Consider the following 22,983-nt stretch of genomic DNA (forward strand, 5'->3'; position numbering starts at 1 on the left):
TTCAGCCGATCCCGGCGCCCCCGGACGGGTCCACCCCAGTGAGCATCGCCTGAATAAGCTGGAGCGTGACGAGCGGACTCTGCAGATATGGATAAGAGATCGGCTGCCTGAACAGCACCTCGGCGAACAGCGTCGCGAAATTCTGCATCGCCAAGAACGGAAAAAGGGGCAGCAGCGGCCAGAAAAGCGGGAACGTCACGAAGGCCAGGGTCTGGATGGGAAGCCAGGCAACCATGTTGAACAGGGCAGTTCCCGCAGTGCTGTAATAGCTCACCTCGGATTCCCATACCCGCAGCAACCCGGCCATGACGTTGTCGAGGTTGGTATACAACCCCGTGCCTGCGATCAGGTTCTGAACGAAGTCACCCTGGAACGCCGCAGCCGCCTGGGCGGCCGCCCGGTATTCCTGCGCATGTTCGGAGAACAGCCGCGCTATGCAGACCGAAACCTCGTCGACCGCCGCGGGCGCGATCGCCTGGATCGACGGGCTCAAAGCACGGTGGGCCTCGTCTATCGCGGAACCGATGGTGGCCAACTCCGCTGCCGCCGCGGACATCAACTCGGGCCTCACGATCACCTGCGACATGTCCGCCCACCTCCTTACTCGGCCGATCGTGCGCGGCGTTGAGCTGAGTTTGGCTGCGACCGACGAGGTCGACCTGAGTAACCAAGTACTTAATTTCGCCCGGCCGACCCACGACCGGGCAGCCGTCGCAATCGCGGCCCTTCATTCGTCGTCACTACGGGACGAAAATCTATGGAAGTGAAGGGGGCCGAGTAACCATGACCGATATCACCCGACTGCACAGCGAGCTCGTCGCTCGCGTGCTCCACAGTGACGCAACGGCGCCGCCCGCGCTGCGCCGCGCCGCGTTCGGCAACGCCGGACTGACCGAGCCGATGCGCACCTTGGTCGACAAGGTGGCTAACCGCTCCTACCAGGTCACTGACGAAGATGTAGCCGAGGTCCGCGCCGCAGGCTTCAGTGAAGACGAGGTGTTCGAGATCGTGGTCTGCGCGGCCGTCGGCCAGGCCAACCGCCATTACCGCGGTGCTATGGCCGCACTCGCCGAAGCCACTGGGGCAGACCAATGAGGCTGCAGGTCCTGGACGGGGGTCACCCGCCGCACATCAAGGCGCTGTTCGGCGTGATCCGGCTGGTGTCGCGGCATCCGGTCGTCGATGCCGTCAAACTGGCCTTCTACCGACGCGATTTCTACGGCGGTGGCGAACTGACCCACGAGGCCATGCGCGGCGCTTCGGAATGGTCGGTCGGTGATCGTGAGTTGATGGCCGCCGTCGTCTCGCAAGCCAACGACTGCCCGTTCTGCGTCGCCGCGCACACCGCCACTTCCAGACAGTGGTATCAGAACGACGCGAAAGTCGCTGCCACACTTGAGGATTTGGATGCAGCACCGATCGGCGCGCCGCTGCGGGAGACCCTGCGCCTGCTCGGCAAGCTCGCCCGGGAGCACCGTGTCGACGCCGGCGATATCCGAACCGTTCTCGACGCCGGCGTCTCGGCCGAGCAGATCGAGGATGCGCTGGCCGTGTGCCTGGCCTTCGACATCACCAACCGGCTGGCCAACGCCTTCGACTTCGCGATCGCCGAACCCGCGGCCATGGACGCCGGCGCGAGGCACCTGCTCAAACGCGGCTACCGATAGACCTTTAGGCCAGGGTGGCCCGCACGCACACGGTGATGTAGGGCAGCGCAAGACCATTGGCATTCGCCAGAGCCGGGTGGGTGGCCAGCAACTCGCGCACCTTGTCCAGCGTCTTGGTGCGTACCTCGGTGGGCGAGGTGATGCAGTAGGTGCGCGAGGCCACCAGGTCGATAAGCGCCTGCGGCGTAAGGTAATTCGTCCACTCGAGCTGATGGCGTTCCACGTCGGTGAACGGCTCGGGGAGGGTCACCCGGTTGCGGACCGGATCGTCGTCGCGGCCGATGATCTCGCCGAGCTCGCGCACCCAGCCGAGCCGTTCGTCGCGGGTGTTCCACACCAGACCCAGCCGGCCGCCCGGACGCAACACCCGGGCCACCTCCGGAATCGCGCGGGCCGGGTCCACCCAGTGCCACGCCTGCGCCACCAGCACCGCGTCAACGCTGTTGTCCTGCAACGGAATCTCTTCGGCGGTGCCCAGCAGCGCTCGCGTCTGCGGCAGCGATGCGGTGAGCACCTCGAGCATTTCGGGAACCGGGTCCACGGCCACCACGTCCAAGCCGCGCTCGACCAGGCGGGTCGTCAGCTTGCCGGTCCCCGCGCCGAGGTCGAGGACTTCGCGGGCACCGGACGGCAACAGCCAGTCGATCGCTTCCGGCGGATACGTCGGCCGGCCCCGCTCGTAGGCGGCCGCGGCCGCGCCGAAGGACAGGGAACGGTCGCGCTGGGATCGTGTCACCGCGAACACGCACCTTCGGCCAGCTGGAGGGTCTCGCGGATCAACACACCCACCGCGTCGGATTCGATCAGGAAGCCGTCGTGGCCGCAGATGGACTTGACCACCCGCACCCCGCCGCAACCGGGCAACAACTCGGCCAGCTCGTCCTGCAGACGCAGCGGGTAGAGCCGGTCGGAGGTGATACCGCCGACCACGGTCGGGACCGGGCACCGGGTCAGTGCCGCGTGTACGCCGCCGCGCCCGCGCCCGACGTCATGGCTGTTGAGCGCCTCGGTCAGGGTGACGTAACTGCCCGCGTCGAAGCGCGAAAGCAGCTTGTCGCCCTGATGCTCCAGATAGCTCTGCACGGCGTAGCGGCCGCCGGCCGAAGGGTCCTCGCCCAGCTGCGGCTCGTTGGCGAACCGGCGGTCCAGCTCGACCTCGCCGCGGTAGGTCAGGTGCGCGATGCGGCGCGCGATTTTCAGCCCGTCGTCCGGAGCCCGACCGGTTTCGTAGTAGTCGCCGCCCTGCCAGTCCGGATCGGCCTTGATCGCCGCGATCTGCGTGGTCTGCGTGCCGAGCTGGTCGCCGGTGGAGCGGGCGCCCACCGCCAGCAGCAGGCCGGCGCGCACCCGGTCGGGGTGGCCGACAATCCACTCGAGCGCTCGTGCACCGCCCATGGACCCGCCAACGACAGCGGCCACCTGAGTTATTCCCAGCGCCGCCAACGCGGCGATGTCCGCCTCGACTTGGTCGCGGATGGTGATCCGCGGAAACCTTGAGCCGTAGGGTTTTCCGTCGCGCGCCAGCGAGCTCGGCCCGGTGGAGCCGCGGCACCCGCCGAGCGAGTTGGTGGCCACCGCGCACCAGCGGTTGGTGTCGATCGGTGCGCCGGGTCCGGCCACCCCGTCCCACCAGCCGGGCGTGGGATGCCCCGGGCCGGCGGGCCCGGTGATGTGCGAGTCACCCGTGAGCGCATGCAGCACCATCACCACGTTGTCGCGCGTCGGCGACAACTCGCCCCAGCGCTGAACTGCGATGTGGACATCGTCGATGACCGCACCGCTTTCCAGCCGCAGGGCGCCGATGTCGACGACGCCGACCTCACCTTCGGCGGGCAGCGCTTGTGTGGGCACGTCGGAGATCGTCACGTCCGCCGCTCTCAGAACGCCGCTACGGCCTGCGGGTCGGAACCGGCCGCCGACGAGCCGAGCGCCCCGGCCGCGGCGAAACCGAGCTCCAAGTCGGCCAGGATGTCGTCGATGTTCTCCAGGCCGACGGCCAGCCGTACCAATCCGGGAGTGACGCCGGTCGCGAGCTGCTCGGCGGCGCTGAGCTGGGCGTGCGTGGTCGAGGCCGGGTGGATTACCAGCGAACGCACATCCCCGATGTTGGCGACGTGGCTGTGCAGTTGCAGCGCGTCGACGAACGCCTTGCCGGCGTCCACGCCGCCCGCGAGCTCGAAAGCCAGCACCGCTCCGACGCCCTTGGGGGCCAACTTCGTCGCCAGCTGATGCCAGGGCGAGCTGGGCAGCCCGGCGTAGTTGACCGAAAGCACGTCCTCGCGTGCCTCCAGGAACTCCGCGACCCGCTGGGCGTTGGCGACGTGGCGCTCCACCCGCAGGCTCAGCGTCTCCAGGCCCTGGGCGACCAGGAACGCGTTGAACGGCGAAGCGGCCGAGCCGAGGTCGCGCAGCAGTTGCACGCGGGCCTTGAGCGCGAACGCCGGCGGCCCGAGCTCGGCGAACACCACGCCGTGGTAGCTGGGGTCGGGAGTGGTGAACCCAGGGAACTTGCCGTTGGTCCAGTCGAAGGTGCCGCCGTCGACGATGACACCGGCGATGGCCGAGCCGTGCCCGCCCAGGTATTTGGTGGCCGAGTGCACCACGATGTCGGCGCCCTGGGCCAGCGGCTGGATCAGATACGGCGTGGCGATGGTGTTGTCGACGATCAGCGGCACCCCATTGCGGTGCGCCACCTCGGAGACGCCCGGCGTGTCCAGCACGTCGATCTGCGGGTTGGAGATGGTCTCGGCGAAGAACGCCTTGGTGTTGGGCCGCACCGCAGCCTGCCAGGAGTCCAGGTCGTCGGGATCCTCGACGAAGCTGACCTCGATGCCCAGCTTCGCCAGCGAATAGTGGAACAGGTTGTAGGTGCCGCCGTAGAGCCGCGGGCTGGAGACGATGTGATCACCGGCGGCGGCCAGGTTCAGGATGGCGTAAGTCTCGGCCGCCTGTCCGGAGGACAGGAACAACGCGGCCACGCCGCCCTCGAGCGCGGCGATGCGCTGCTCGACGACGTCGGTGGTCGGATTACCGATGCGGGTGTAGATGTTGCCCGGCTCCGCGAGGCCGAACAGGGCGGCGGCGTGCGCGACGTTGTCGAAGGTGTACGAGGTGGTCTGGTAGATCGGCAGCGCCCGCGCGTTGGTGGTCGGGTCCGGTCGCTGCCCGGCGTGGATCTGCTTGGTTTCGAAAGACCAATTCGCGGTCGGGTCGGTGGTCTCGGAGCTCACTCTGGTCGCTTTCTGCTGGGGGAAATGGCGGTTAGGCGAAGAGAGGCACAGCTTGCAGAGCCGAGTGGGTTTGATAAGTGCACATCACGTTTCCCTGTCAGCTCAGGGGCCCGGTTGACGGCGGACCCGCGCTTGCCGCGTAGCCGGTGCGGCTACTCAACCTGGTCATCACCCGGGGCACCCCACCGCGGTTGGAGGGTTGCCGGCCAGCAAGCCGGGGCTTGACGCTGGCGCTCATGACCGATTTGAAGACTATCGTATGGCGGCGGATCCCCGCCAATTCCTAACTGGCGGGTGGCTGGCTGACCTGATTACCGCCGCTGGCCCCCACGCACTCGTCCAGGAAATCCAGGATCACCTCGGTGACCCGCCCCGGTGCCTCGAACATTGGCACATGGCCGACGTTGTCGAGCGTGGTGAACCGGTGGTCGTCGGGCAGTTCAGTGCGGAAATGCCGGCTGAACCGCGGCGAAGGGACAACCCGGTCCTTTTCGCAGACCACCAGATGGGCGGGTACGGAGTTCTCGGCGAGTTGCTGCAGCCCGGGCATCAGCAACGCCTTGACCAGCAGCTGGAAGTAGGCCGGACAGTGTGCGACGTCATCGACGATGACGCTGAGTTCGCGCTCGCTGACCCCGTCGGGGGTGGCGCTGATCGCATAGGTGGCCAGGTGCCGGCTGAACGGTATGCGCAGTACCCGCGGACCGAACAGCCAGGCGAGTATCAGCATCGGAATGCCCAGGATGAACTTGCCGATCACCTCGAACTTGGCCGGGCTCCACCGGGTCCAGCCGCCGGCCGGGGCGATGCCCAGCACGCTGCGCGCGCGCCCGCGTCGTTCCAACTCGAACGCGACCCAGCCGCCCAGCGAGTTGCCGACGATGTGCGCGGTGTCCCAGCCGAGTTCGTCCATTTGGCGCTCGACGTGGTCGGCCAGCACCTCGGAGGACAGGAAGTAGGTGCCGGCGCGGGGGCCGCCGTTGTGGCCCGCCATCGTCGGGGCGAAAACCTCGTAGCGGCCGGTTTCGGCCAGTTGCTGCGCGACCACCTCCCACACCGTCTGCGACATCAGGAACGGGTGGAGCAGCAGCACCGGCTCGCCCGAACCCAAGTGAATGGGCTTGCGGGTGGCGGCGCCCGATGAAGGCTTTCGCAGGCTTCGCATAATTTCGACAGTAAATGCGGTACCGCTGGTACCGCAACCAAGTCTCGTTGGCATCACGTTCGCGTGGTCGGGGCCCGTGAAAAGATCGGTGGCATCATGAGCACCCCTACCGGATCCCGCCGGATTTTCTCCGGTGTGCAGCCCACTTCTGACTCGCTACACCTCGGCAACGCCCTGGGCGCCGTCGCCCAGTGGGTCGGGCTGCAGGACGAGCATGACGCGTTCTTCTGCGTGGTGGACCTGCACGCCATCACCATTCCGCAAGACCCGGACGCGCTGCGGCGCCGCACGCTGATCACTGCGGCGCAGTACCTGGCGCTCGGCATCGACCCCGACAAGGCCACCATCTTCGTGCAGAGCCACGTGCCCGCCCACAGTCAGCTGGCCTGGGTACTGGGCTGCTTCACCGGCTTCGGCCAGGCCTCCCGGATGACGCAGTTCAAGGACAAGTCGACGCGCCAGGGCGCCGACTCCACCACCGTCGGACTCTTCACCTACCCGGTGCTGCAGGCCGCCGACGTGCTGGCCTACGACACCGACCTGGTGCCGGTGGGCGAGGACCAGCGCCAGCACCTGGAGCTGGCCCGCGACATCGCGCAGCGCGTCAACAGCCGCTTCCCGGACACCTTCGTCGTCCCTGACGTGTTGATTCCCAAGGTCACCGCCAAGATCTACGACCTACAGGACCCGACGTCGAAGATGAGCAAGTCGGCCTCCACCGACGCCGGGCTGATCAGCCTGCTTGACGATCCGGCCAGATCCGCCAAGAAGATTCGCTCCGCGGTCACCGACAGCGAACGGGAGATCCGGTACGACCCGGAGGCCAAGGCCGGCGTGTCGAACCTGCTGAGCATCCAGTCGGCGGTCACCGGCGTCGGCATCGACGCCCTGGTCGACGGGTACGCCGGGCGCGGCTACGGCGACCTGAAGAAAGACACCGCCGAAGCGGTCGTCGAATACGTCCGGCCGATCAAGGCGCGGGTCGACGAGCTGACCGCCGACCTAGGCGAACTGGAGGCCGTGCTGGCGGCCGGGGCGCAGCGCGCCAACGAGATCGCCAGCAAAACCGTGCAGCGGGTCTACGATCGGTTAGGTTTCCTTCCGCTTAAGGAATAAGTTGACCGCGAATCATCAGCCCGTGCCGTCCACCCCGGGAGTCCTGGACCGGCTGCGGGCCCGGGCTGACTGGTTCGATCATGCGGTGCGCGCCTTCCTGCATTTCCGGGATTGCAACGGCAATCTCTTCGCGGCCGGGCTCACCTACTACACGCTGATCGCGCTGTTCCCGTTGCTGATGATCTGTTTCGCGCTGGGCGGTTTCGCGCTGTCGCGGCAGCCGGGACTGGTCGACACCATCGACGACCGCGCCCGGTCCTGGGTGTCGCCGGAGCTGGGGCAGCAACTGGTGGGCCTGATGAACTCGGCGGTCGCGGCGCACACCTCCGTCGGCGTGATCGGACTGCTTTTCGCGGCCTGGGTGGGTCAGACGTGGATGTATCGGCTGCGCGAAGCACTCGGCAGAATCTGGGGGCACCCGGTTATCTCGGTGGGTCTGGTGCGCACGGTGCTGTCCGATCTGGCCGCCGTCGTGGCGACGTTCGGGGTAATCCTGGCCACCATGGCACTCTCGGCGCTGGGGCATCGGGAGCCGATGGAAGCGGCCCTCAAACTGCTTGGCCTCCCGGAACTTTCGGTCTTCCACTGGTTGCTGCGGGTGCTTTCCGTGCTGATCTCGTTCCTGGTTTCGTGGCTGGTCTTCACCTGGGTGATCGTCCGGTTGCCGCGGGAGTCGGTGGGAGTGGCCACGTCGATGCGGGCCGGTCTGATCGCGGCCGTCGGGTTCGAGCTGTTCAAACTGCTGGGGTCGCTGTATCTGCGAGTGGTGCTGCGCAGCGTGGCCGGTGCCACTTTCGGGCCGCTGCTCGGGCTGCTGGTGTTCGCCTATGTCACCTGGGTGCTGGTGCTGTTCAGTACCGCTTGGGCCGCGACGGCGGGAGCTTCATGACCGACACCGACACCGACGCCGACGCTGCCGCCCTGGGGTTCCTGCAACGCCTGCGGGCCCGGCACGGCTGGCTCGACCACGCGGTCAAGGCCTACCAACGCTTCAGCAAGCAGAAGGGCACCTTCTTCGCGGCCGGGCTCACCTACTACACGATCTTCGCGTTATTTCCTTTGCTGATGGTCGGTTTCGCGGTTGCCGGTTACACCTTGTCCCGCCGGCCGCAGCTGTTGAGCACGCTGGAGGCACGCATCCGCACGGCGGTGTCCGGGGAGCTGGGCCAGCAGCTTGTCGATCTGATGAACTCGGCGATCGACGCGCGCGCCTCGGTCGGGGTCATCGGGTTGCTGACCGCGGCGTGGGCCGGCCTGGGCTGGATGTATCACCTGCGGGAAGCGTTGAGCGAGATGTGGTTACAGGTAGCCGACCCGGCGGGATTCGTGCGCACCAAGTTGTCCGACCTACTGGCCATGTTGGGTACGTTCGTGGTCATCTTGGTCACCATCGCGCTGAGTGCCCTCGGGCAGTCCGGCCCGATGGGGGCGTTGCTGAGATTGCTTCATATACCCGAGTTCTCGTTCTTCGACGAGATCTTCCGCGTCGTGTCGGTGCTCGTGTCGGTGCTGGTGTCGTGGCTGTTGTTCACCTGGATGATCGCCCGGTTGCCGCGCGAGCCGGGCAGCTTCGTCACCTCGATGCGCGCCGGCTTGATGGCGGCCGTCGGGTTCGAGGTGTTCAAGCAATTGGGGTCTATCTACCTGCAGACCGTGGTGCGCAGCCCCGCCGGTGCCACCTTCGGACCGGTGCTGGGCCTGATGGTCTTCGCGTTCGTCACCTGGTCGCTGCTGTTGTTCGCCACCGCTTGGGCCGCGACCGCCGCCGACGACGAGCGGGAGAGTCACGTGGACCCGCCCGCTCCGGCGATCATCCGACCGCGCATCCAGGTTCAGGAAGGCCCCAGCGCGCGCCAGACGTTGGCCGCAATGGCAGCGGGAGCCGTTGGCGCGCTGACCCTTTCGCGGCTGACCCGGCTCCGCAACCGCTAGCTGACCAACTTCAGGCCAACGATGCAGCCGACGATCCCGGCGATCAACAGCATCTTGACCAGCGAAGCGGGTTCGTCACCGGTCGCCATCGCGTAGCAGACCGTCAGCACGGCGCCGATGCCCACCCACACCGCGTAACTGGTGCCGGTGGGCAGGCTGCGCATCGCTACCGCGAGGCCGGTCATCGAGAGGAGCAGGGCCACACCGAAGATCACCGACGGTCCTAGACGGGTGAAGCCGTCGGACCGGCTCAGGGCGGTCGCCCACACCGCCTCCAGGACTCCGGAAACCACCAGCACGAGCCAGGCCATCACTGCACCCCCGGAACGTGGCTCCACTGCCCGTTCGCCATCACACCCGTCACCCGCAGATCCTGATCCAGCACAACCAGATTGGCGGCGAATCCGGCCCGGATCGTGCCCACGCCGTCGAGTCTGAGCGCCCGCGCCGGGGTCGCGGAGGCGGTCTTGACCGCGGCGGCCAGGCCCGCTCGGCTGGCAACGGCGCGGAAGACCCGGTCCATGGTGGCGGTGCTGCCGGCGATGGTGGTCGTACCGCGCACCCGGGCCACCCCCGAGGTGACGACCACCGGCACCGATCCCAGCCGGAACTCCCCGTCACCGCAACCTGCCGCGGCCGTCGCGTCAGTCACCACCGCGACCCGGTCCGCACCCACCGCGGCAATCACCCCCTGCACCATGTCCGGGTGGACGTGTACCCCGTCGGCGATCAGTTCCACGGTCACCCGCGGATCGGCCAACAGGGCCAGCGCCGGCCCGGGATCGCGATGGTTCAACGGCGGCATCGCGTTGAACAGGTGCGTGCCGACGGTGGCGCCCGCGGCGATCGCGTGCCGGGTCTGTTCGTAGTCGGCGTCGGTATGCCCAACGGCGACGACGGCTCCGGCGTCCAGGAACCGCCGGATCGCCTCGTCGCTGCCGGGCAGTTCCGGGGCCAGCGTGGCCATCCGCACGGTGCCATCGGCGACGGCCAGGACGGCGTCGACCTCTTCGGGGTCCGGCGGGCGGATCTGGGCGGGGTCGTGCGCGCCGCAACGCCCCACGCTCAGCCACGGCCCCTCCAGATGGATGCCGGCGATCAACCCGCTCCGGGTCGCATCGGCCAGCAGACCAACGGCGGCAATGAGTTTCGCGGGCGCGGCGGTGACCAGGCTGGCCAGCATCGTGGTGGTCCCGTGCCGCGCGTGAAACGCAACGGCGCGCTCCACCTCGCCGTCGCTGAAGGAGGCGCTGCCGCCGCCGTGCACATGCATGTCGACAAAGCCCGGAACCACAACGGAATCGGGCAGTTCGACATCGGCCGATGCGGTCGGCGTCCCGGAACCGCAGGCGACGATCCGCGCGCCGTGCGTGTCGACCCACCCGGGGCGGCAGACGTCGCCATCGACCACGACCGTGCCGGCGTGGATCAGGGTCATGGGCGGCTTCCGCTCTCGGCGTCCTCCGTTGGCCAGCGCCCGCGGTTTTCCCAGTAATGCCGGATGTCCTCGAGCTGACGGCCTTTGGTTTCCGGCGCGAACCGGTACACCACGCCAAATGCGATCACCGCGAAAGCCCCGAACACCGCGAAGACGCCTGCGCCGCCGAGCAGCTGCAGCAGGGTGAGGAAGAAGCCGGCGATGATCGCGTTGGCGATCAGGTTGGAAGTCAGCATCACGCTGGAGCCCACCGAACGCAGGTGGGACGGAAAGCTCTCCCCGGCGAACACCCATACCAGCGAGCCGAACCCGAAGCTGAACCCCACGATGAACAGCAGCACCCCACCGAATCCGAGCAGCAGCGGGGCGTGGGATTCCTCGGCGAACACGGCGATCAGCACGGCGTCCGCGGCGATCATCATCGCGATGCCGGACAACAGAATCGGCCGCCGGCCCACCCGGTCCACCAGGAACAACGACGTGCCCACCGCGGCCAGGCCGGCAACCTGAACCAGGGCAGGAAGCGCCAGCAGCGCGAAATCACCCTCGAAGCCCATCGCCTTGAAAAGCCGTGGGCTGTAATAAATTATCGCGTTGATGCCGGTGATCTGGATGAGGAAGCCCAGTGCCACCACGAACAGGGTGGCGCGTAGGTAGGGCCGTCGCAGCATCTCGGCGATGCCGCCGCCGGGGGTGTTCTGGTCTTCTTTCACCGCGACGGCGATCTCGGCCAGTTCCGCATCCACCGCCGCCTCGGGTTCGATGCGCAACAGCGCGCGGCGCGCGTCGTCGACGCGGCCCTTCAGCAGATACCAACGTGCGGTGTCGGGCATGCGTAACAGCAGGGGCAGCAACAGCGTGGCCGGCACGGCGGCCAGTCCCAGCATCCACCGCCAGCCCTGTGACCCGGCCAGCAGGTAGCCGACGACGTAGCCCAGGATGATGCCGCTGACGGTGGCCAGCTGGTAGGCGGCCAGCAGCGAACCCCGCACCGCGGCGGGCGCCGATTCGGCCACATACACGGGGACCACCACCACCGACACACCGATCGTGACGCCCAGCAGCAGCCGCGCCGCCAGCAGCATCGGCACCGAGACCGACATCGCCCCCAACAAGGCGAACAGCGCGTAGCCGAGCAGGATCAGCACCATCGACTTCTGTCGCCCGATTGCATTGGCCAGCACGCCGGCGCCCAGCGCTCCGCCGATCTGGCCGATCACCACCATGGTGGTGACGAGTTCCTTGTGGTCGTCGGTGAGGTCGAAGTCGCGCGAGATGACGTGCAGTGCGCCCGCGATGCTGGATAGGTCGTAGCCGTAGATGATTCCGACGCTGGCCGCGGTCAGGCCGACCAGCAAACCCCGACCGGTCAGGTCTTCACCTTCGCTTTGAGCACCTCGATGGCCCTTGCCGGATCCTCGGGCGTGATGCAGGGCCGCACCCGCTTGCCCACGTCGATGACCAGGAGGGTGCTTTTGCGGCCGCGGTGGATGTCCAGCGGGAACCAGTAGCGCGGATCACCGGCGCCCCAGATCCGGCCCTTGCCGCTGGCCCAGCCCATCTGCTCGCTCTTGATGCCCTCGATGTCGCTGTAGGCGACTCGTTTGGGGGTGGCAAACGGGAAGTAGTAGTGCCGAATGGTGATGCCTTCCTCATCCAGCGTGAGGTTGGCGTCCTCGTACAGGGCCGTCATGGCGCCTGAGTCTAGCGGCTGCTAATGCCCACGACGGGTATTCATCGACCGTGCTACCAGGATCAATCCGAACACGATGACGGTGCCGATGACGGCCACCCCCACCCGGATCGGCAGTGTGTCCGCCGAGGACATCAGCCCCGCCGCCTGGTTGTTCTCCGGGGCCCGGTTGGCCGGGTTGGGATTGCTGGGCAACAGCGATGGGTCGGGTTCGATGAGCGAGCCCACCTGCGTGCCCTGCGGGGTGCTGAAGCCGTAGTCCAGCAGGTGCGCCGCCTGCTCCCACGGAGCGATCGGCTGCCGGGTGCCGTGCAGCAACACCGCAACCAGCCGTCGGCCGTTGCGGTTTGCCGCACCGACAAAAGTCTGGCCGGCGTCGTCGGTGTAGCCGGTCTTGCCGCCCATCGCGCCGGGGTAGTGGTAGAGCAGCTGGTTGTCGTTCTCCAGTTCGTAGCCGGGGTGGTCGCCGTGGCCAGGGAAGTCGAATGTCCTGGTCGCGACGATGTCGGCGAAGACGGGGTTGCGCCAGGCGTACCTGTAGAACAGCCCGATGTCATAGGCCGAGGTGCTCATGCCGGGCCCGTCGAGCCCGGACGGTGTGGCTACCCGGGTGTCGTGTCCGCCGAGTTTGGCGGCCAGCACGTTGAGCTTCTCCAGCGCCGCCTGCATGCCGCCTAGCTGCATCGCCAGCGCGTGCGCCGCGTCGTTGCCCGAGTGCATCAGCAAGCCGTGCAGCAGCTGGTTGATGGTGTAGACGCCGCCGGCGTCCACGCCGACCTTGGTGCCTTCGGCGGCCGCGTCGTCGTCGGTGCCGGGCACCGTCTTGTTCTGGTTGAACGCGTTGATCGATGCCATCGCGACCAGCACCTTGATGATGCTGGCGGGGCGGTGACGGCCGTGCGGATCCTTCGCCGCGATCACGGCGCCGCTGTCGAGGTCCGCGACCAGCCAGGCCTCGGCGGAGACATCGCCCGGCGGCGGGGGAGTGCCCGGCGCGGTGATGATGCCGCAGCCGCCCAGCGCGTTCCCGCCGATCGGCGACGGGGGCAGGGCCAGGGGGAGCGGCGGGTCGCCCGCCATCGGTACCTCGGAGGAGTCGACCGCGGGCGGGGTGTTGATCTTGTACGGGCAGTTCTCGGTCCCGGCATTCACCGCGGCACTGGGCTCGGCAACCGCCGCAGGAAGCGCTAGCGCACCCGCTCCGGTGACCGCCAAAAACGCTGCGGCCAGGCATGATGCGGCGCGCAAAGAGGTCCGTGAAAACAGCATCGCTCAGCAGATTAAGTGATCGAACCGGGGATCGCAGGATGCCGCGCGGTGTTGGGTCTGCTGCACTGCCGATCAGAAATCGAGCCCGTAGCCCCCGCGCAGGTCTGTGTGTGCGGCCGCCAGGATGCGATCGCACAGGTCCACGAGCGCGTCGAGGTCGAGATCGGAATCTTTGCCCAGCATGTCCAGGAACACCGTCTCCTGCCTGCGCAGCTCGGACCACTTGAGTTCGCCCTCGTAGTACACGGTCGCGTCGTCCGCGGGGGCGGGGCAGGCCGCGGATTGGGCCAACTGCCGCTTGCAGGCGTCCAGCTGGGTCAGTGAGTAGCCGTGTTCGCGGAACTGACGATCCCACTCGTCGAGTAGCAGACCTACCAGCTCTTGCACCGGCGGCGCGGCGTAGACCAGAAGCTCGGCCACTCCGTCGTCGAGGCCCAGCCGCATGCGGAAGTCATAGAGCTCCCGGATGGCTTCGGCGCGCCGCTGGGTGGCGATCTCCTCGGCGGTCCCGCGCCCTTCGTACTGGGCCGCGCGTTTGACGTACATGGTCGCTGAGATCAGCGATTTGAGCACGGCCTTCTTGTCGTCGGCCGCCCGCTTCTCGAAGTCGAGCACACGTTCGTGACGGCGGTCTTCCTCCTTGTTCCTGGCGTCGATGCGCTTGGTCCAGATCGCGACGGTGGCACTTGAAATCACGGACGCGAGAGGGACGAGCGCGTTTGCTAGCAACGTCATCCAATTCATCTGTCGACCCTAAGTGCGCCACTCGAGGTCCGCAGGCAAACCGAAGCAGATGCCTAGTCCGTTTGACAGTGTCAATATACGGTGTGACACTGTCAATCAGTATGAAACTGCTGACGCTTCCCGAGTTCGCCGCCGCGGCCGCTGCCGCGGTGCAGTCGTCCGGCGCCGTGCCGGAGAACCGGCAAGCCAAGCCCATCCCGGCCGAGCGGATGGTCCGCTACTACACCGCGCGGGGCCTGCTGCCCCGGCCGGGCAACCGGGGCCGCGCGTTGACCTACGGGCGTTCGCACCTGATCCGGCTGGTCGCCATCAAACGGCTGCAGGGCCAGGGCTTCTCGCTAGAGCAGATCGCCGAGCGGCTCGACAGCATGACGGCGGCGGAGGAAGCGGCACTGGCCGCCATCCCGCAGGCGGCGATGCCGGCGGATCTGGGCGACCCCGAACCGACGCCCGCGCCCGCCCGCGCCGCCGGCGCGTTCTGGCGGACGGTCCCTGACCGGGCTGCCGAGCCGGCGGCCGAGCCGGCCGTCACCAGCCTGCAGGCCGTGCGGCTGTCCGACACTGTCACCTTGCTGGTCGACGGCGACGGGCTGCCGTCCCTCGATGCCCTGCGCCACGCCGCGGCCCCGCTGCTGGAGCTCCTCGCCCACACCCGAAAGGACTCGTCATGAGTGCTCAGTTGTTACCCCTGCTGCCCGCCGGCCCCGCACACCCGGTGCCGGCGGGCGGCCCGACGTGCGGTGAGTTGTCGGGACCGGACGGCCGATCCCTCCCCCTGAAGTCGCTGACCGTCGACGCCGCCCTGGTCGGCCTGACCGCCACGGCCACCGTGCGACAGCGGTTCGTCAACACCGGCGATACCGCCATCGAGGCGACCTACGTATTTCCCCTGCCGGCTCGCGCCGGGGTGACCGACTTCGCCGCCGATCTGGCGGGGCGGCGCGTGATCGGGCTCCTCAAGGAGCGGGGTCACGCCCGCGCCGACTACGAGCAGGCGCTGCTCGCCGGCCAGCGTGCCGCGATCGTCGAGGAGGACCGCTCGGACGTGTTCTCGGTGCGAGTCGGCAACCTCGGCCCCGGCGAGGAAGCCACCATCGAGTTGCGGCTGACGGGGCCGCTGTCCTTCGAGGACGGCGAGGCGACGTTCCGCTTCCCGCTCGTGGTCGCCCCGCGCTATACGGCCGGCAAACCTCTGCCGGGCGACCGGACCGGCGCCGGCCTGGCCGACGACACCGACGCGGTGCCCGACGCGTCGCGGGTGACGCCGCCACGCCTGGCCGAGGAGGACGAGCGCCCCGATCTGCAGATCGCGCTGACCGTCGACGGAGGCGGCCTGCCGGTGTCCGATCTGCGGTCGAGCCTGCCCACGGCGGTGTCCGAAGCCGAGGGTGCGACCCGGTTGCTGGTGGAGCCGGGCGCTCGGGCCGACCGGGATTTCGTGCTGCGTTTCCGCATCGACCGGGGCGAGCTGTCGTCGTCGGCGCTGTTGGTCCCGGACGCCGAGGGCGACGAGGGCACCTGGTCGGTGACGCTGGTACCACCCGCCGAGACCGGCAGCGCACCGCGCGACGTGGTGGTGTTGCTGGACCGCTCGGGTTCGATGCACGGCTGGAAGATGATCGCCGCCCGCCGCGCCGCGGGCCGGATCGTGGACATGCTGGATGCCGCCGACCGGTTTTGCGTGCTGGCCTTCGACGATTGCATCGACAGTCCGGCGGGGCTGCCGGCCGGTTTGGTCGATGCCAGCGATCGGAACCGGTTCGCGGCCGCGTCGTGGCTGGGTGGGCTGCAAAGCCGCGGCGGGACCGAGATGGCGCAGCCGCTGTTCAAGGCGGCGGAGCTGCTTGCCGGCTCGGGTGAAGACCGGCTGGCCAGTGTGGTGTTGGTGACCGATGGGCAAATCACCGGGGAAGACCAGCTGCTGGGGACGCTGGCACCGGCCCTGGGCGACTCGCGCATTTATTGCGTGGGAATCGACCGCGCGGTCAACGCCGGCTTCCTCGACCGGCTGGCGAAGCTGGGCCGCGGCCGCTCCGAACTCGTCGAGTCCGAGGAGCGCCTGGACGATGCGATGGCGCGGCTGGCGCGGACCATCGGGCGCCCGGCGCTGACCGGATTGCGGGTAACCGCCGAGGGGATCGACATCATCGACGGCACCCTCACGCCCGGCCCGTTGCCCGACGCCTTCGCTGGTGTGCCGTGGGTGGTTTCCGGGCGCTACCGGGGCGCCGGTGCCGCGACGCTAAAGGTGGTGGGCGACTCGGCCGCGGTGACGCTGCCCGCCCGAGTGGCCCCGGAAGCCGTTGCGGTGCAGACAATTTGGGCGCGATCGGTGGTCCGTGACCTGGAGGACGACTACGCGTCGTACGGCGCGGACGAGGAGTTGGCCGAACGGATCGTCGCGCATTCCGTCCGGTTCGGGGTGCTGTCCCGGTTCACCGCGTTCGTGGCCGTCGACCCGGAACGCACCGACGCCGGCCCGCTGACCGAGGTGATCCAGCCCGTCGAGGAGCCGTCGGGATGGGCGACGACCGTGGGGTTCGTGCGGGCGGCAAAGGTATCCACGCCGGGCTTCGGCATGGTGATGCCCGCACCCGCCGCCATGGCCGCCGCCCCGCCGCCGGCCGGTGCGAAGCCGGCGACGCTGCGGCCGCTGGACAAGCTGCTCAAGATGGTGGAGAAGAGCGCGCAGGTCCGTCGTTCCGGACTCGACACGGTGCTGTCCGAACTGAAGCAGCACCGCGGCAACGAGTCGGATCGGGAACTGCGCGCGGCACTCGACCAGTTGTGCGCGGCGCTGGCGCGGTTCCTGGAGCACCCGACGGGACCACAGGGGCGCCAGCTGCTGGTTGCGGTCGACGCGGTCAAGCGGGCGTTGGCGTTGCACGCCAGGCCGGCCAGCAAGCGGCGCTTCTGGACGTAATTCCTTCCGTGCGTGAACGTGCGCAGATTGCCGGTTACAGCGGCGTGTCGCCGCGCATCTGTGCACGCTCGCGCATCGGCGCGCCTCAATCCAGGCCGATGTCGCTGAGCACGCCGCGCAGGATCGACTCGATGGCATCGAACTCTGCGGGACCGCTGATCAACGGCGGGGCAATCTGGATGACGGTGTCGCCGCGGTCGTCGGTACGGCAATACAGCCCGGCTTCGAACAGTGCCGCGCCGACCCGCTTGAGCAGCGCGGCACGCTCGTCGTCGGCGAACTTCTGCTTGGTGGCCTGGTCTTTGACCAGCTCGATGCCGAAGAAGAATCCCTCGCCGCGAACGTCGCCGACGATCGGTAGGTCGTAGAGCCTTTCCAGGGTGGCGCGCAGGGTCGGGGACTGCTTCTTGACGTGGTCGTTGAGGCCCTCGCGTTCGAAGATGTCCAGGTTCGCCAGCGCCACCGCCGCCGACACCGGGTGGCCGCCGAAGGTGTAGCCGTGCCGGAATGTCGTCTTGCCGTCGTTGAATGGCTCAAAGACCTTGTCGCTGGCGATCATTGCGCCCAACGGGGAGTAGCCCGATGTCATGCCCTTGGCGCAGGTGATCATGTCGGGCCGGTAGCCGAAATCGTCGCAGGCGAACATCGAACCGATCCGGCCGAACGCGCAGATCACCTCGTCGGAAACCAGCAGCACGTCGTAGGCGTCGCAGATCTCGCGGACCCGCTCGAAATAGCCCGGCGGCGGCGGGTAGGAGCCACCGGCGTTCTGCACCGGCTCCAGGAAGACGGCGGCGACGGTGTCGGGCCCCTCGAACTCGATGGCCTCGGCGATGCGGTCGGCGGCCCACCGGCCGAACATCTTGGCGTCGGTGTCGAACGGTTCGGGCGCGCGATAAAAATTGGTGTTGGGCACCCGGAAACCGCCTGGGGCCAGCGGCTCGAACGCTTCCTTGTACTTCGGTAGGCCAGTGATCGACAACGCGCCCTGGGTGGTGCCGTGATAGGCGATGGCGCGCGAAATCACCTTGTACTTATTGGGTTTGCCGACGAGCTTGTAGTACTGCTTGGCCACCTTCCACGCGGTTTCGACGGCTTCGGTGCCGCCGTTGGTGAAGAAGACCCGGTTCAGGTCGCCCGGCGCATAGCCGGCAAGGCGCTCGGACAATTCGATGGCCGGCGGGGTGGTGTTGCCCCACAGCGGGAAGAAAGCCAGTTTTTCGGCTTGGCGCGCGGCGGCCTCGGCGAGTTCGGCGCGGCCGTAGCCGACCTGCACGACGAACAGACCCGACAGCGCGTCGAGGTAACTCTTGCCGCGGTCGTCGAAGATGGTGACCCCTTCGCCACGGGTGATGACGGGCGGCGTGATGCCGTTGCCGTGCTGGGCGAAGTGCAGCCAAAGATTTCTGGACATAGTGATCGCGAGCCTAGCGTTACGCTCAGAACATGGCGGTAGCCCAACAGGTCTCCGAGTTCGAGGCGCTGCGGCCACATCTCATGTCGGTCGCCTACCGGCTGACCGGCACGGTGGCCGACGCGGAAGACATCGTCCAGGACGCATGGCTGCGTTGGTCCACTCAGGACACCGCGATCGACAACCTGCAGGCGTGGCTGACCACGGTGGTGAGCCGGCTCGGTTTGGACCGGCTGCGGTCGGCGGCGCACCGGCGCGAGTCCTACACCGGCAACTGGTTGCCCGAGCCGGTGGTGACGCCCTTCTCGGATTCACCGGCCGATCCGCTGTCGGCCGTGGTGGCGGCTGAGGACGCCCGGTTCGCGGCCATGGTGGTGCTGGAACGGCTCAGCCCCGATCAGCGGGTGGCGTTTGTGCTGCACGACGGGTTTTCGATGCCGTTCGCCGAAGTCGCCGACGTGCTGGGCACGAGCGAGCCATCCGCCCGGCAGTTGGCGTCGCGGGCCCGCAAGGCGGTTGCCGCCGCCCCGCCACCCGAGCCCGACCCCAGCCACGCGGAGGTGGTCGGCCGGTTGATGGCGGCCATGGCGGCCGGCGACATCGAGACCATCGTGTCGCTGCTGCATCCCGACGTCACCTTCACCGGCGATGCGAACGGCCGGACGTCGACGGCGGTTAATGTCATCCACGGGGTGGACAAGGTGGTCCGGTTCATGCTCGGCCTGGCCAACCGCTACGGCGACGCTTTCTACACCGAGCACCAACTGGCGTTGGTCAACGGCGAACTCGGTTCGTACACAAAGGGTGTCCCGGCCGCCGAGGGCCGCCGGGAGATGGCGCCGCGGATCACCGCGATGACGGTGCGCGACGGAAAGGTCGTGGCGCTCTGGGACATCGCCAACCCGGACAAGTTCACCGGTTCGCCGCTGCGGCAATCCGACTAACGGACTACGGCAGCACGATCCCGGTCGCCGGCCCCAAAGTGATCAACTGGCCGCCCGGCGATTCGTACGGCCCGGTGGGTCCGTAGATGCCGAACATCGGGTCGGCCGGAGTGCCGCCGGCATAGAAGTCGTTGATCCAGCCGGTGGCCAGGGTGTACACCGCCGCGGTCGCGCCCGGCGGCGAGAACCCGGTCAACAGCTGGGCGGCGAGGTCGACGAGCGGGCTCCCGCCAAGCATGGAGTCCACATGCGAGCCGCCGACGATCTCGACGCCGGAGAACTGGTTCGGGTACAAAGCGGCGAGTTGAGTTGTGGTGGCGCCGAACGCATTCCACGGTTGCGGCGGTGCCACGACCGCATAAAGCGGGATGCTCGCCGCCTGCAGGTTCGCCACCGCGGATCCGAAGGCCGCGGCATTGTTGGCGACCCCGTCGAACATCACCACGCCGAGCAGATGATTGGTGCCGGCCCCGAGGTTCGTCACGTAACTGCTGGCCGCCATCGTCGCCAGGCCACCGCCGGCGGAGTGGCCGGTCAGCACGAAGTCCTGCGGCAGCGTGCCCGCCAAACCGGCCCAGCGGGCGGCGGTGTTCAGCGCCGCCTGATCGCCCAGGAACAGCGAGCCCACACCCTGCTGCATCTGCGGGCTGCTCAGCCACACCCCGAACGGCAGCGGCACCGACGGGATGGTGGGGGTGAGCACGACGCTGTTGGTCTGGCCGGCCAATTCGATGGCCAGCGGCTGGTAGAACCAGCCGATCGCGGCGAACCCGTGCTGCAGATAAACGGTGCCGGCGGCATCCACCGCCCCACTCGCCTGCGTCGGGAAGTACCACAGCGTCGGAGCGGGATAGCTGAACTGCGGAATCGTCAAGCCCAGGAACGAACTCGGGCCGACCGGGATCTGCAGGAAGGAGAATCCGATCCTGACCCCGGTCACGCCGTCGGTGCCGGCGACGGCCACCGTCGAGGGAAAGTTGAGCACCCCGCCCAGGCCCACGGTGTCGCTGGCCCAGTTGAGCACGGCGCCCAGCGTCGCGGCCCCGGTGCCGCCGAACAGCGGCCGCCGGAAGTTCTCAACCTGCTGCAACAGCGTCTGCAGCGCAGGCACACTCGCCGCTTCGGCCGTCGCATACGCTGTCGCGGCCGCGCCCAAGGCACGCTCGAACTCGGCGTGAAAGAGGGCCGTCCGCGCGATCAGCGCCTGAAACTCGTCCGCATAGCCGCCGAACAGACTCGCGACGGCGACCGAGACCTCGTCGCCGGCCGCCGCGAGAATACGGGTGGTGGACGGCGCCGCCGTCGTGGCGGCGTCACTGATCACCTGCCCGACGCCGCCCAGGTCTGCCGACGCCGCGGCAAGCGCTTCGGGCACTGCGGTCAGGTACGACGACATCACCGCATGTTAGCCAGCTGAAACGGAGTTGGTCCCCGAATCGGCCCACGGCACCCGGCAGGCGTCCCCGGAGTTGAAACCCTGCTCGGTGATGCCCAGCGCCGAATACATCCGGGCCCGCATGTTTTCGATGCCGATCTGATAGCTCAGCTCGATGACGCCGGCCTCGCCGAACCGGGCGCGCAGGTCTTCGACCTGCTCGTCGGTCACCGAGTGCGGGTCGGTGGTCATGGCGTCGGCGTAGGCGATCGCGGCGCGCTCGTCGTCGGTGAAGGCCGGTGAGGTGGCGTAGTTGTCGATGTCCTTGAGGCGCTCGATGTCCAGGCCGTCCAGTCGCTGCAGCATGGAACCGAAGTCGACGCACCACGAGCAGCCGATGGTGCGCGCCGTCCAGAACACCGCCAGCTCCCGCACACTGGCCGGCAGTGTGCGCGACGCGCTCTGCAGCATCGTCTCGTGCACGGCGTTGGCCATCAGCAGCCGTGGGTGGTGCGCGGCGACGCTGAACGGTTCCGGGACCTCACCGAAGCGCCGCTTGGCGACGCGGTACATGGCGCGGATCAGCAGGCCGGCGCGCTTGGGGGGCAGGGGCTCGATACGGGTTTTTTGTGTCATACCAGTCAGACGAGGTAGCCCGCCCACACGTGACAGCCCAGGTCACCGGCCCTTTCCAAGAATCCTTCAAGAATCTTTCAAGCGCTGCGTCCGAGCCTGGCTCGGTGGAGCAGGGAACATCTTCTTACTGGACCTATTCCGAGATTCCGATGGTCAACGACCTCGAGGACAGCACGCACGAGGAGGTCCTGGTCGCCGACTCGCGCCTGGACCAGACCGGAGTCCGTGCCGCAATCGACGCCGTCTTCGAAGCCCACCCCAACTTGGGTGCGGTGTTCGAACCGAGTCGGGACCGTTGGCTGTCACGCCCCGGCGGCGACTGGAGCTGGGCGGTCGAGCCCCCCGGAGTCACCGTGCCCGAGGTGATCGCCCGGCACCGCGGGAGCTTCGACATGCGCACTGGCCGGTTGTTCGCGGTGTCGCTGCTTCCCGGCGTCCCGGAGCGCCTGGTGCTCACCGCCAGCCACCTGTGCGCCGACGCCACGCTGTGGAGCAACGTGGTGCACAGCGTGATGTCGGCCTACAACGGTGGCGTGCTGGCCCCCGATGCCAGCTATCGGGCTAGAAGTCGCGGCGCACACTCATGGGCGTGGTGGCGGGCAAGTCGCCGCCGCCGATCACCTGTCGCGCTATCGGCGTGAGCGCGCCGAACAACGTCTGCAGCTCGTCGTCGTCGAGTCGGTCGAACGCCCGCAACGCCAGCGCGTCGGTGGTCGTCTCGATGTGGTCCTTGAGTTCACGTCCGGTCGAGGTCAGTGATCCGTCGTCGGCCAGCAGACCGCGGTCGGCGAGGCGCCGCGCGCAATCCGACCATTCGTTGTCGTCGTAATGCCGCGTGGTCTTCATGTATTCGGCGGGCAGCGCGCTGGACACGGTGTGGAACACGTTCGACTCGCGCCCGGTGATGCCCGCGGCTGCCAGCACCGCGATGTGTCCGTCGCCGCGATGCTCCCGCAACAACGTCGTCGCATGCCATAACGCGGCCACCGGGTCCGACGGATCGGGCAGGGCGAGGTTGGCCGCGAACAACGCCCGACCGTCCACCGGTGTCTGATGCGCCGCGCGCAATGCCAATTGTGCTGCGGTGCGGACATTTTCGTCATCGGTGACGCCGCAGCGGCGTAGTGCGGCGACCGCCGAATCCTGCCGGGCCCGCAGTGCGAGCTCCGGCCCGGCGATGTCCCAGGCCGCCGGCAGCGCCTTGGCCACCCGGGCGGGCGCGAAGTTGTAAAACACCGCGGTCACCACTTGCGGCGGCACCGCGCCGAGGGGAGCCGAGCGGGCGGCGAAATAGCCCATCCAGAAGCCGCGGTACCCGAGACCGTCCAGCGCCGAACGCGCTTCGGGGGCGAAATACGTCAGGGCGTGAATCGGCTCAAACCGGTCGTAGAACCGCCGGGCCAGATCGGGTGTGCGTTGCATGCTTGCAGCTTTGCC

The 22,983-nt window shown here is 68.1% G+C and carries 22 protein-coding genes, 2 pseudogenes and 1 riboswitch; of the genes and pseudogenes, 9 read left to right on the forward strand and 15 right to left on the reverse strand.

Features of this window, described 5'->3' with window-relative positions:
* Position 1: 1 nt before the first annotated feature.
* Entirely contained in the window at positions 2-586 is a 585-nt protein-coding gene (locus A9X01_RS25640; RefSeq protein WP_065123400.1) for a PE family protein, read from the reverse strand.
* Positions 587-783: 197 nt separating this feature from the next.
* On the opposite strand from A9X01_RS25640, the gene A9X01_RS25645 reads away from it, so the two are divergent.
* Both A9X01_RS25645 and A9X01_RS25650 read left to right on the forward strand, forming a co-directional pair.
* The gene (locus A9X01_RS25645; RefSeq protein ID WP_065123401.1) at positions 784-1,095 is read left to right on the forward strand and encodes a carboxymuconolactone decarboxylase family protein; all 312 of its coding nucleotides are present in this window, start codon (positions 784-786) and stop codon (positions 1,093-1,095) included.
* Positions 1,092-1,667: a carboxymuconolactone decarboxylase family protein gene (locus A9X01_RS25650; protein ID WP_065123402.1), complete on the forward strand. Its 576-nt coding sequence runs from the start codon at positions 1,092-1,094 to the stop codon at positions 1,665-1,667. The genes A9X01_RS25645 and A9X01_RS25650 overlap by 4 nt, the downstream gene beginning before the upstream one ends.
* Before the next feature lie 4 nt (positions 1,668-1,671).
* Here A9X01_RS25650 and A9X01_RS25655 read toward each other — a convergent pair whose 3' ends face one another.
* From A9X01_RS25655 to A9X01_RS25670, 4 genes are all read right to left on the reverse strand, one after another.
* Positions 1,672-2,403: a class I SAM-dependent methyltransferase gene (locus tag A9X01_RS25655; RefSeq protein WP_065123427.1), complete on the reverse strand. Its 732-nt coding sequence runs from the start codon at positions 2,401-2,403 to the stop codon at positions 1,672-1,674.
* Entirely contained in the window at positions 2,400-3,533 is a 1,134-nt protein-coding gene (metX, locus tag A9X01_RS25660; RefSeq protein ID WP_065123403.1) for a homoserine O-acetyltransferase MetX, read from the reverse strand. The genes A9X01_RS25655 and metX overlap by 4 nt, the downstream gene beginning before the upstream one ends.
* A gap of 11 nt (positions 3,534-3,544) precedes the next feature.
* Positions 3,545-4,897 carry a bifunctional o-acetylhomoserine/o-acetylserine sulfhydrylase gene (locus A9X01_RS25665; RefSeq protein WP_065123404.1) on the reverse strand — a complete coding sequence of 451 codons (1,353 nt, stop codon included), beginning with the start codon at positions 4,895-4,897 and terminating at the stop codon, positions 3,545-3,547.
* A gap of 123 nt (positions 4,898-5,020) precedes the next feature.
* Positions 5,021-5,139, reverse strand: a riboswitch (SAM riboswitch).
* A 41-nt stretch (positions 5,140-5,180) separates the two neighbouring features.
* Complete coding sequence (locus A9X01_RS25670) at positions 5,181-5,987, reverse strand: alpha/beta fold hydrolase (RefSeq protein ID WP_065123428.1); 807 nt, start codon at positions 5,985-5,987, stop codon at positions 5,181-5,183.
* A 171-nt stretch (positions 5,988-6,158) separates the two neighbouring features.
* Here A9X01_RS25670 and trpS point away from each other — a divergent pair, with 171 nt between their 5' ends.
* From trpS to yhjD (A9X01_RS25685), 3 genes are read left to right on the forward strand one after another with little or no spacing between them, the layout of a single operon-like run.
* Complete coding sequence (gene trpS / locus A9X01_RS25675; RefSeq protein WP_065123429.1) at positions 6,159-7,178, forward strand: tryptophan--tRNA ligase; 1,020 nt, start codon at positions 6,159-6,161, stop codon at positions 7,176-7,178.
* Between the two features lie 22 nt (positions 7,179-7,200).
* Positions 7,201-8,067, forward strand: coding sequence for an inner membrane protein YhjD (yhjD, locus tag A9X01_RS25680; RefSeq protein WP_065123430.1), 867 nt, complete (start codon positions 7,201-7,203; stop codon positions 8,065-8,067).
* The gene (yhjD, locus tag A9X01_RS25685) at positions 8,064-9,110 is read left to right on the forward strand and encodes an inner membrane protein YhjD (RefSeq protein ID WP_065123405.1); all 1,047 of its coding nucleotides are present in this window, start codon (positions 8,064-8,066) and stop codon (positions 9,108-9,110) included. Before yhjD (A9X01_RS25680) ends, yhjD (A9X01_RS25685) begins: the two co-directional genes overlap by 4 nt.
* On the opposite strand, the gene A9X01_RS25690 is transcribed toward yhjD (A9X01_RS25685), so the two are convergent.
* From A9X01_RS25690 to A9X01_RS25715, 6 genes are all read right to left on the reverse strand, one after another.
* Positions 9,107-9,421, reverse strand: a complete 315-nt coding sequence (locus A9X01_RS25690) for a DMT family transporter (protein WP_065123406.1) — start codon at positions 9,419-9,421, stop codon at positions 9,107-9,109. The two genes, yhjD (A9X01_RS25685) and A9X01_RS25690, sit on opposite strands and share 4 nt — an antisense overlap.
* The gene (nagA, locus tag A9X01_RS25695; protein WP_065123407.1) at positions 9,421-10,548 is read right to left on the reverse strand and encodes an N-acetylglucosamine-6-phosphate deacetylase; all 1,128 of its coding nucleotides are present in this window, start codon (positions 10,546-10,548) and stop codon (positions 9,421-9,423) included. Before nagA ends, A9X01_RS25690 begins: the two co-directional genes overlap by 1 nt.
* Positions 10,545-11,921 (reverse strand): sugar porter family MFS transporter, encoded by a 1,377-nt coding sequence (locus A9X01_RS25700; protein WP_065123408.1) that lies wholly within the window; start codon positions 11,919-11,921, stop codon positions 10,545-10,547. Before A9X01_RS25700 ends, nagA begins: the two co-directional genes overlap by 4 nt.
* Entirely contained in the window at positions 11,918-12,241 is a 324-nt protein-coding gene (locus A9X01_RS31645; protein ID WP_065123409.1) for a hypothetical protein, read from the reverse strand. Before A9X01_RS31645 ends, A9X01_RS25700 begins: the two co-directional genes overlap by 4 nt.
* A 21-nt stretch (positions 12,242-12,262) precedes the next feature.
* The gene (dacB1, locus tag A9X01_RS25710; protein WP_065123410.1) at positions 12,263-13,510 is read right to left on the reverse strand and encodes a D-alanyl-D-alanine carboxypeptidase DacB1; all 1,248 of its coding nucleotides are present in this window, start codon (positions 13,508-13,510) and stop codon (positions 12,263-12,265) included.
* 72 nt (positions 13,511-13,582) lie between these two features.
* Positions 13,583-14,245 carry a hypothetical protein gene (locus tag A9X01_RS25715; protein WP_065123431.1) on the reverse strand — a complete coding sequence of 221 codons (663 nt, stop codon included), beginning with the start codon at positions 14,243-14,245 and terminating at the stop codon, positions 13,583-13,585.
* Between the two features lie 110 nt (positions 14,246-14,355).
* Between A9X01_RS25715 and A9X01_RS25720 the strand changes: the two genes are divergently transcribed.
* Positions 14,356-14,925: a MerR family transcriptional regulator gene (locus A9X01_RS25720; protein WP_065123411.1), complete on the forward strand. Its 570-nt coding sequence runs from the start codon at positions 14,356-14,358 to the stop codon at positions 14,923-14,925.
* Positions 14,922-17,177, forward strand: a complete 2,256-nt coding sequence (locus tag A9X01_RS25725; protein ID WP_065123412.1) for a VIT domain-containing protein — start codon at positions 14,922-14,924, stop codon at positions 17,175-17,177. The genes A9X01_RS25720 and A9X01_RS25725 overlap by 4 nt, the downstream gene beginning before the upstream one ends.
* Positions 17,178-17,262: 85 nt before the next feature.
* Here A9X01_RS25725 and A9X01_RS25730 read toward each other — a convergent pair.
* A pseudogene (locus A9X01_RS25730) lies at positions 17,263-18,591 on the reverse strand (aspartate aminotransferase family protein); the annotation flags it as partial.
* Positions 18,592-18,623: 32 nt separating this feature from the next.
* Between A9X01_RS25730 and A9X01_RS25735 the strand changes: the two are divergent.
* Positions 18,624-19,535 carry a sigma-70 family RNA polymerase sigma factor gene (locus A9X01_RS25735; protein ID WP_065123414.1) on the forward strand — a complete coding sequence of 304 codons (912 nt, stop codon included), beginning with the start codon at positions 18,624-18,626 and terminating at the stop codon, positions 19,533-19,535.
* A 4-nt stretch (positions 19,536-19,539) separates the two neighbouring features.
* Here A9X01_RS25735 and A9X01_RS25740 read toward each other — a convergent pair whose 3' ends face one another.
* Positions 19,540-20,931: a PE family protein gene (locus tag A9X01_RS25740; protein WP_065123415.1), complete on the reverse strand. Its 1,392-nt coding sequence runs from the start codon at positions 20,929-20,931 to the stop codon at positions 19,540-19,542.
* A 9-nt stretch (positions 20,932-20,940) separates the two neighbouring features.
* A pseudogene (locus A9X01_RS25745) lies at positions 20,941-21,579 on the reverse strand (carboxymuconolactone decarboxylase family protein); the annotation flags it as partial.
* 71 nt (positions 21,580-21,650) lie between these two features.
* Here A9X01_RS25745 and A9X01_RS25750 point away from each other — a divergent pair.
* Entirely contained in the window at positions 21,651-22,187 is a 537-nt protein-coding gene (locus tag A9X01_RS25750) for a condensation domain-containing protein (RefSeq protein WP_065123417.1), read from the forward strand.
* On the opposite strand, the gene A9X01_RS25755 is transcribed toward A9X01_RS25750, so the two are convergent.
* A complete protein-coding gene (locus A9X01_RS25755) occupies positions 22,108-22,968 on the reverse strand; it encodes an SCO6745 family protein (RefSeq protein WP_065123418.1) in 861 nt (286 codons plus the stop codon). The genes A9X01_RS25750 and A9X01_RS25755 overlap by 80 nt on opposite strands.
* Positions 22,969-22,983 lie beyond the last annotated feature (15 nt).

Source organism: Mycobacterium asiaticum (assembly GCF_001668675.1).
GTDB classification, from domain to species: domain Bacteria; phylum Actinomycetota; class Actinomycetes; order Mycobacteriales; family Mycobacteriaceae; genus Mycobacterium; species Mycobacterium asiaticum_D.

Excerpts from the sequence above, each read along its gene's own strand:
- A9X01_RS25640 (WP_065123400.1), bottom strand. The coding sequence starts at position 586 with ATGTCGCAGGTGATCGTGAGGCCCGAGTTGATGTCCGCGGCGGCAGCG.
- A9X01_RS25645 (WP_065123401.1), top strand. The coding sequence starts at position 784 with ATGACCGATATCACCCGACTGCACAGCGAGCTCGTCGCTCGCGTGCTC.
- A9X01_RS25650 (WP_065123402.1), top strand. The coding sequence starts at position 1,092 with ATGAGGCTGCAGGTCCTGGACGGGGGTCACCCGCCGCACATCAAGGCG.
- trpS (WP_065123429.1), top strand. The coding sequence starts at position 6,159 with ATGAGCACCCCTACCGGATCCCGCCGGATTTTCTCCGGTGTGCAGCCC.
- yhjD (WP_065123405.1), top strand. The coding sequence starts at position 8,064 with ATGACCGACACCGACACCGACGCCGACGCTGCCGCCCTGGGGTTCCTG.
- A9X01_RS25690 (WP_065123406.1), bottom strand. The coding sequence starts at position 9,421 with ATGGCCTGGCTCGTGCTGGTGGTTTCCGGAGTCCTGGAGGCGGTGTGG.
- nagA (WP_065123407.1), bottom strand. The coding sequence starts at position 10,548 with ATGACCCTGATCCACGCCGGCACGGTCGTGGTCGATGGCGACGTCTGC.
- A9X01_RS31645 (WP_065123409.1), bottom strand. The coding sequence starts at position 12,241 with ATGACGGCCCTGTACGAGGACGCCAACCTCACGCTGGATGAGGAAGGC.
- dacB1 (WP_065123410.1), bottom strand. The coding sequence starts at position 13,510 with ATGCTGTTTTCACGGACCTCTTTGCGCGCCGCATCATGCCTGGCCGCA.
- A9X01_RS25715 (WP_065123431.1), bottom strand. The coding sequence starts at position 14,245 with ATGACGTTGCTAGCAAACGCGCTCGTCCCTCTCGCGTCCGTGATTTCA.
- A9X01_RS25720 (WP_065123411.1), top strand. The coding sequence starts at position 14,356 with ATGAAACTGCTGACGCTTCCCGAGTTCGCCGCCGCGGCCGCTGCCGCG.
- A9X01_RS25725 (WP_065123412.1), top strand. The coding sequence starts at position 14,922 with ATGAGTGCTCAGTTGTTACCCCTGCTGCCCGCCGGCCCCGCACACCCG.
- A9X01_RS25735 (WP_065123414.1), top strand. The coding sequence starts at position 18,624 with ATGGCGGTAGCCCAACAGGTCTCCGAGTTCGAGGCGCTGCGGCCACAT.
- A9X01_RS25740 (WP_065123415.1), bottom strand. The coding sequence starts at position 20,931 with ATGTCGTCGTACCTGACCGCAGTGCCCGAAGCGCTTGCCGCGGCGTCG.
- A9X01_RS25755 (WP_065123418.1), bottom strand. The coding sequence starts at position 22,968 with ATGCAACGCACACCCGATCTGGCCCGGCGGTTCTACGACCGGTTTGAG.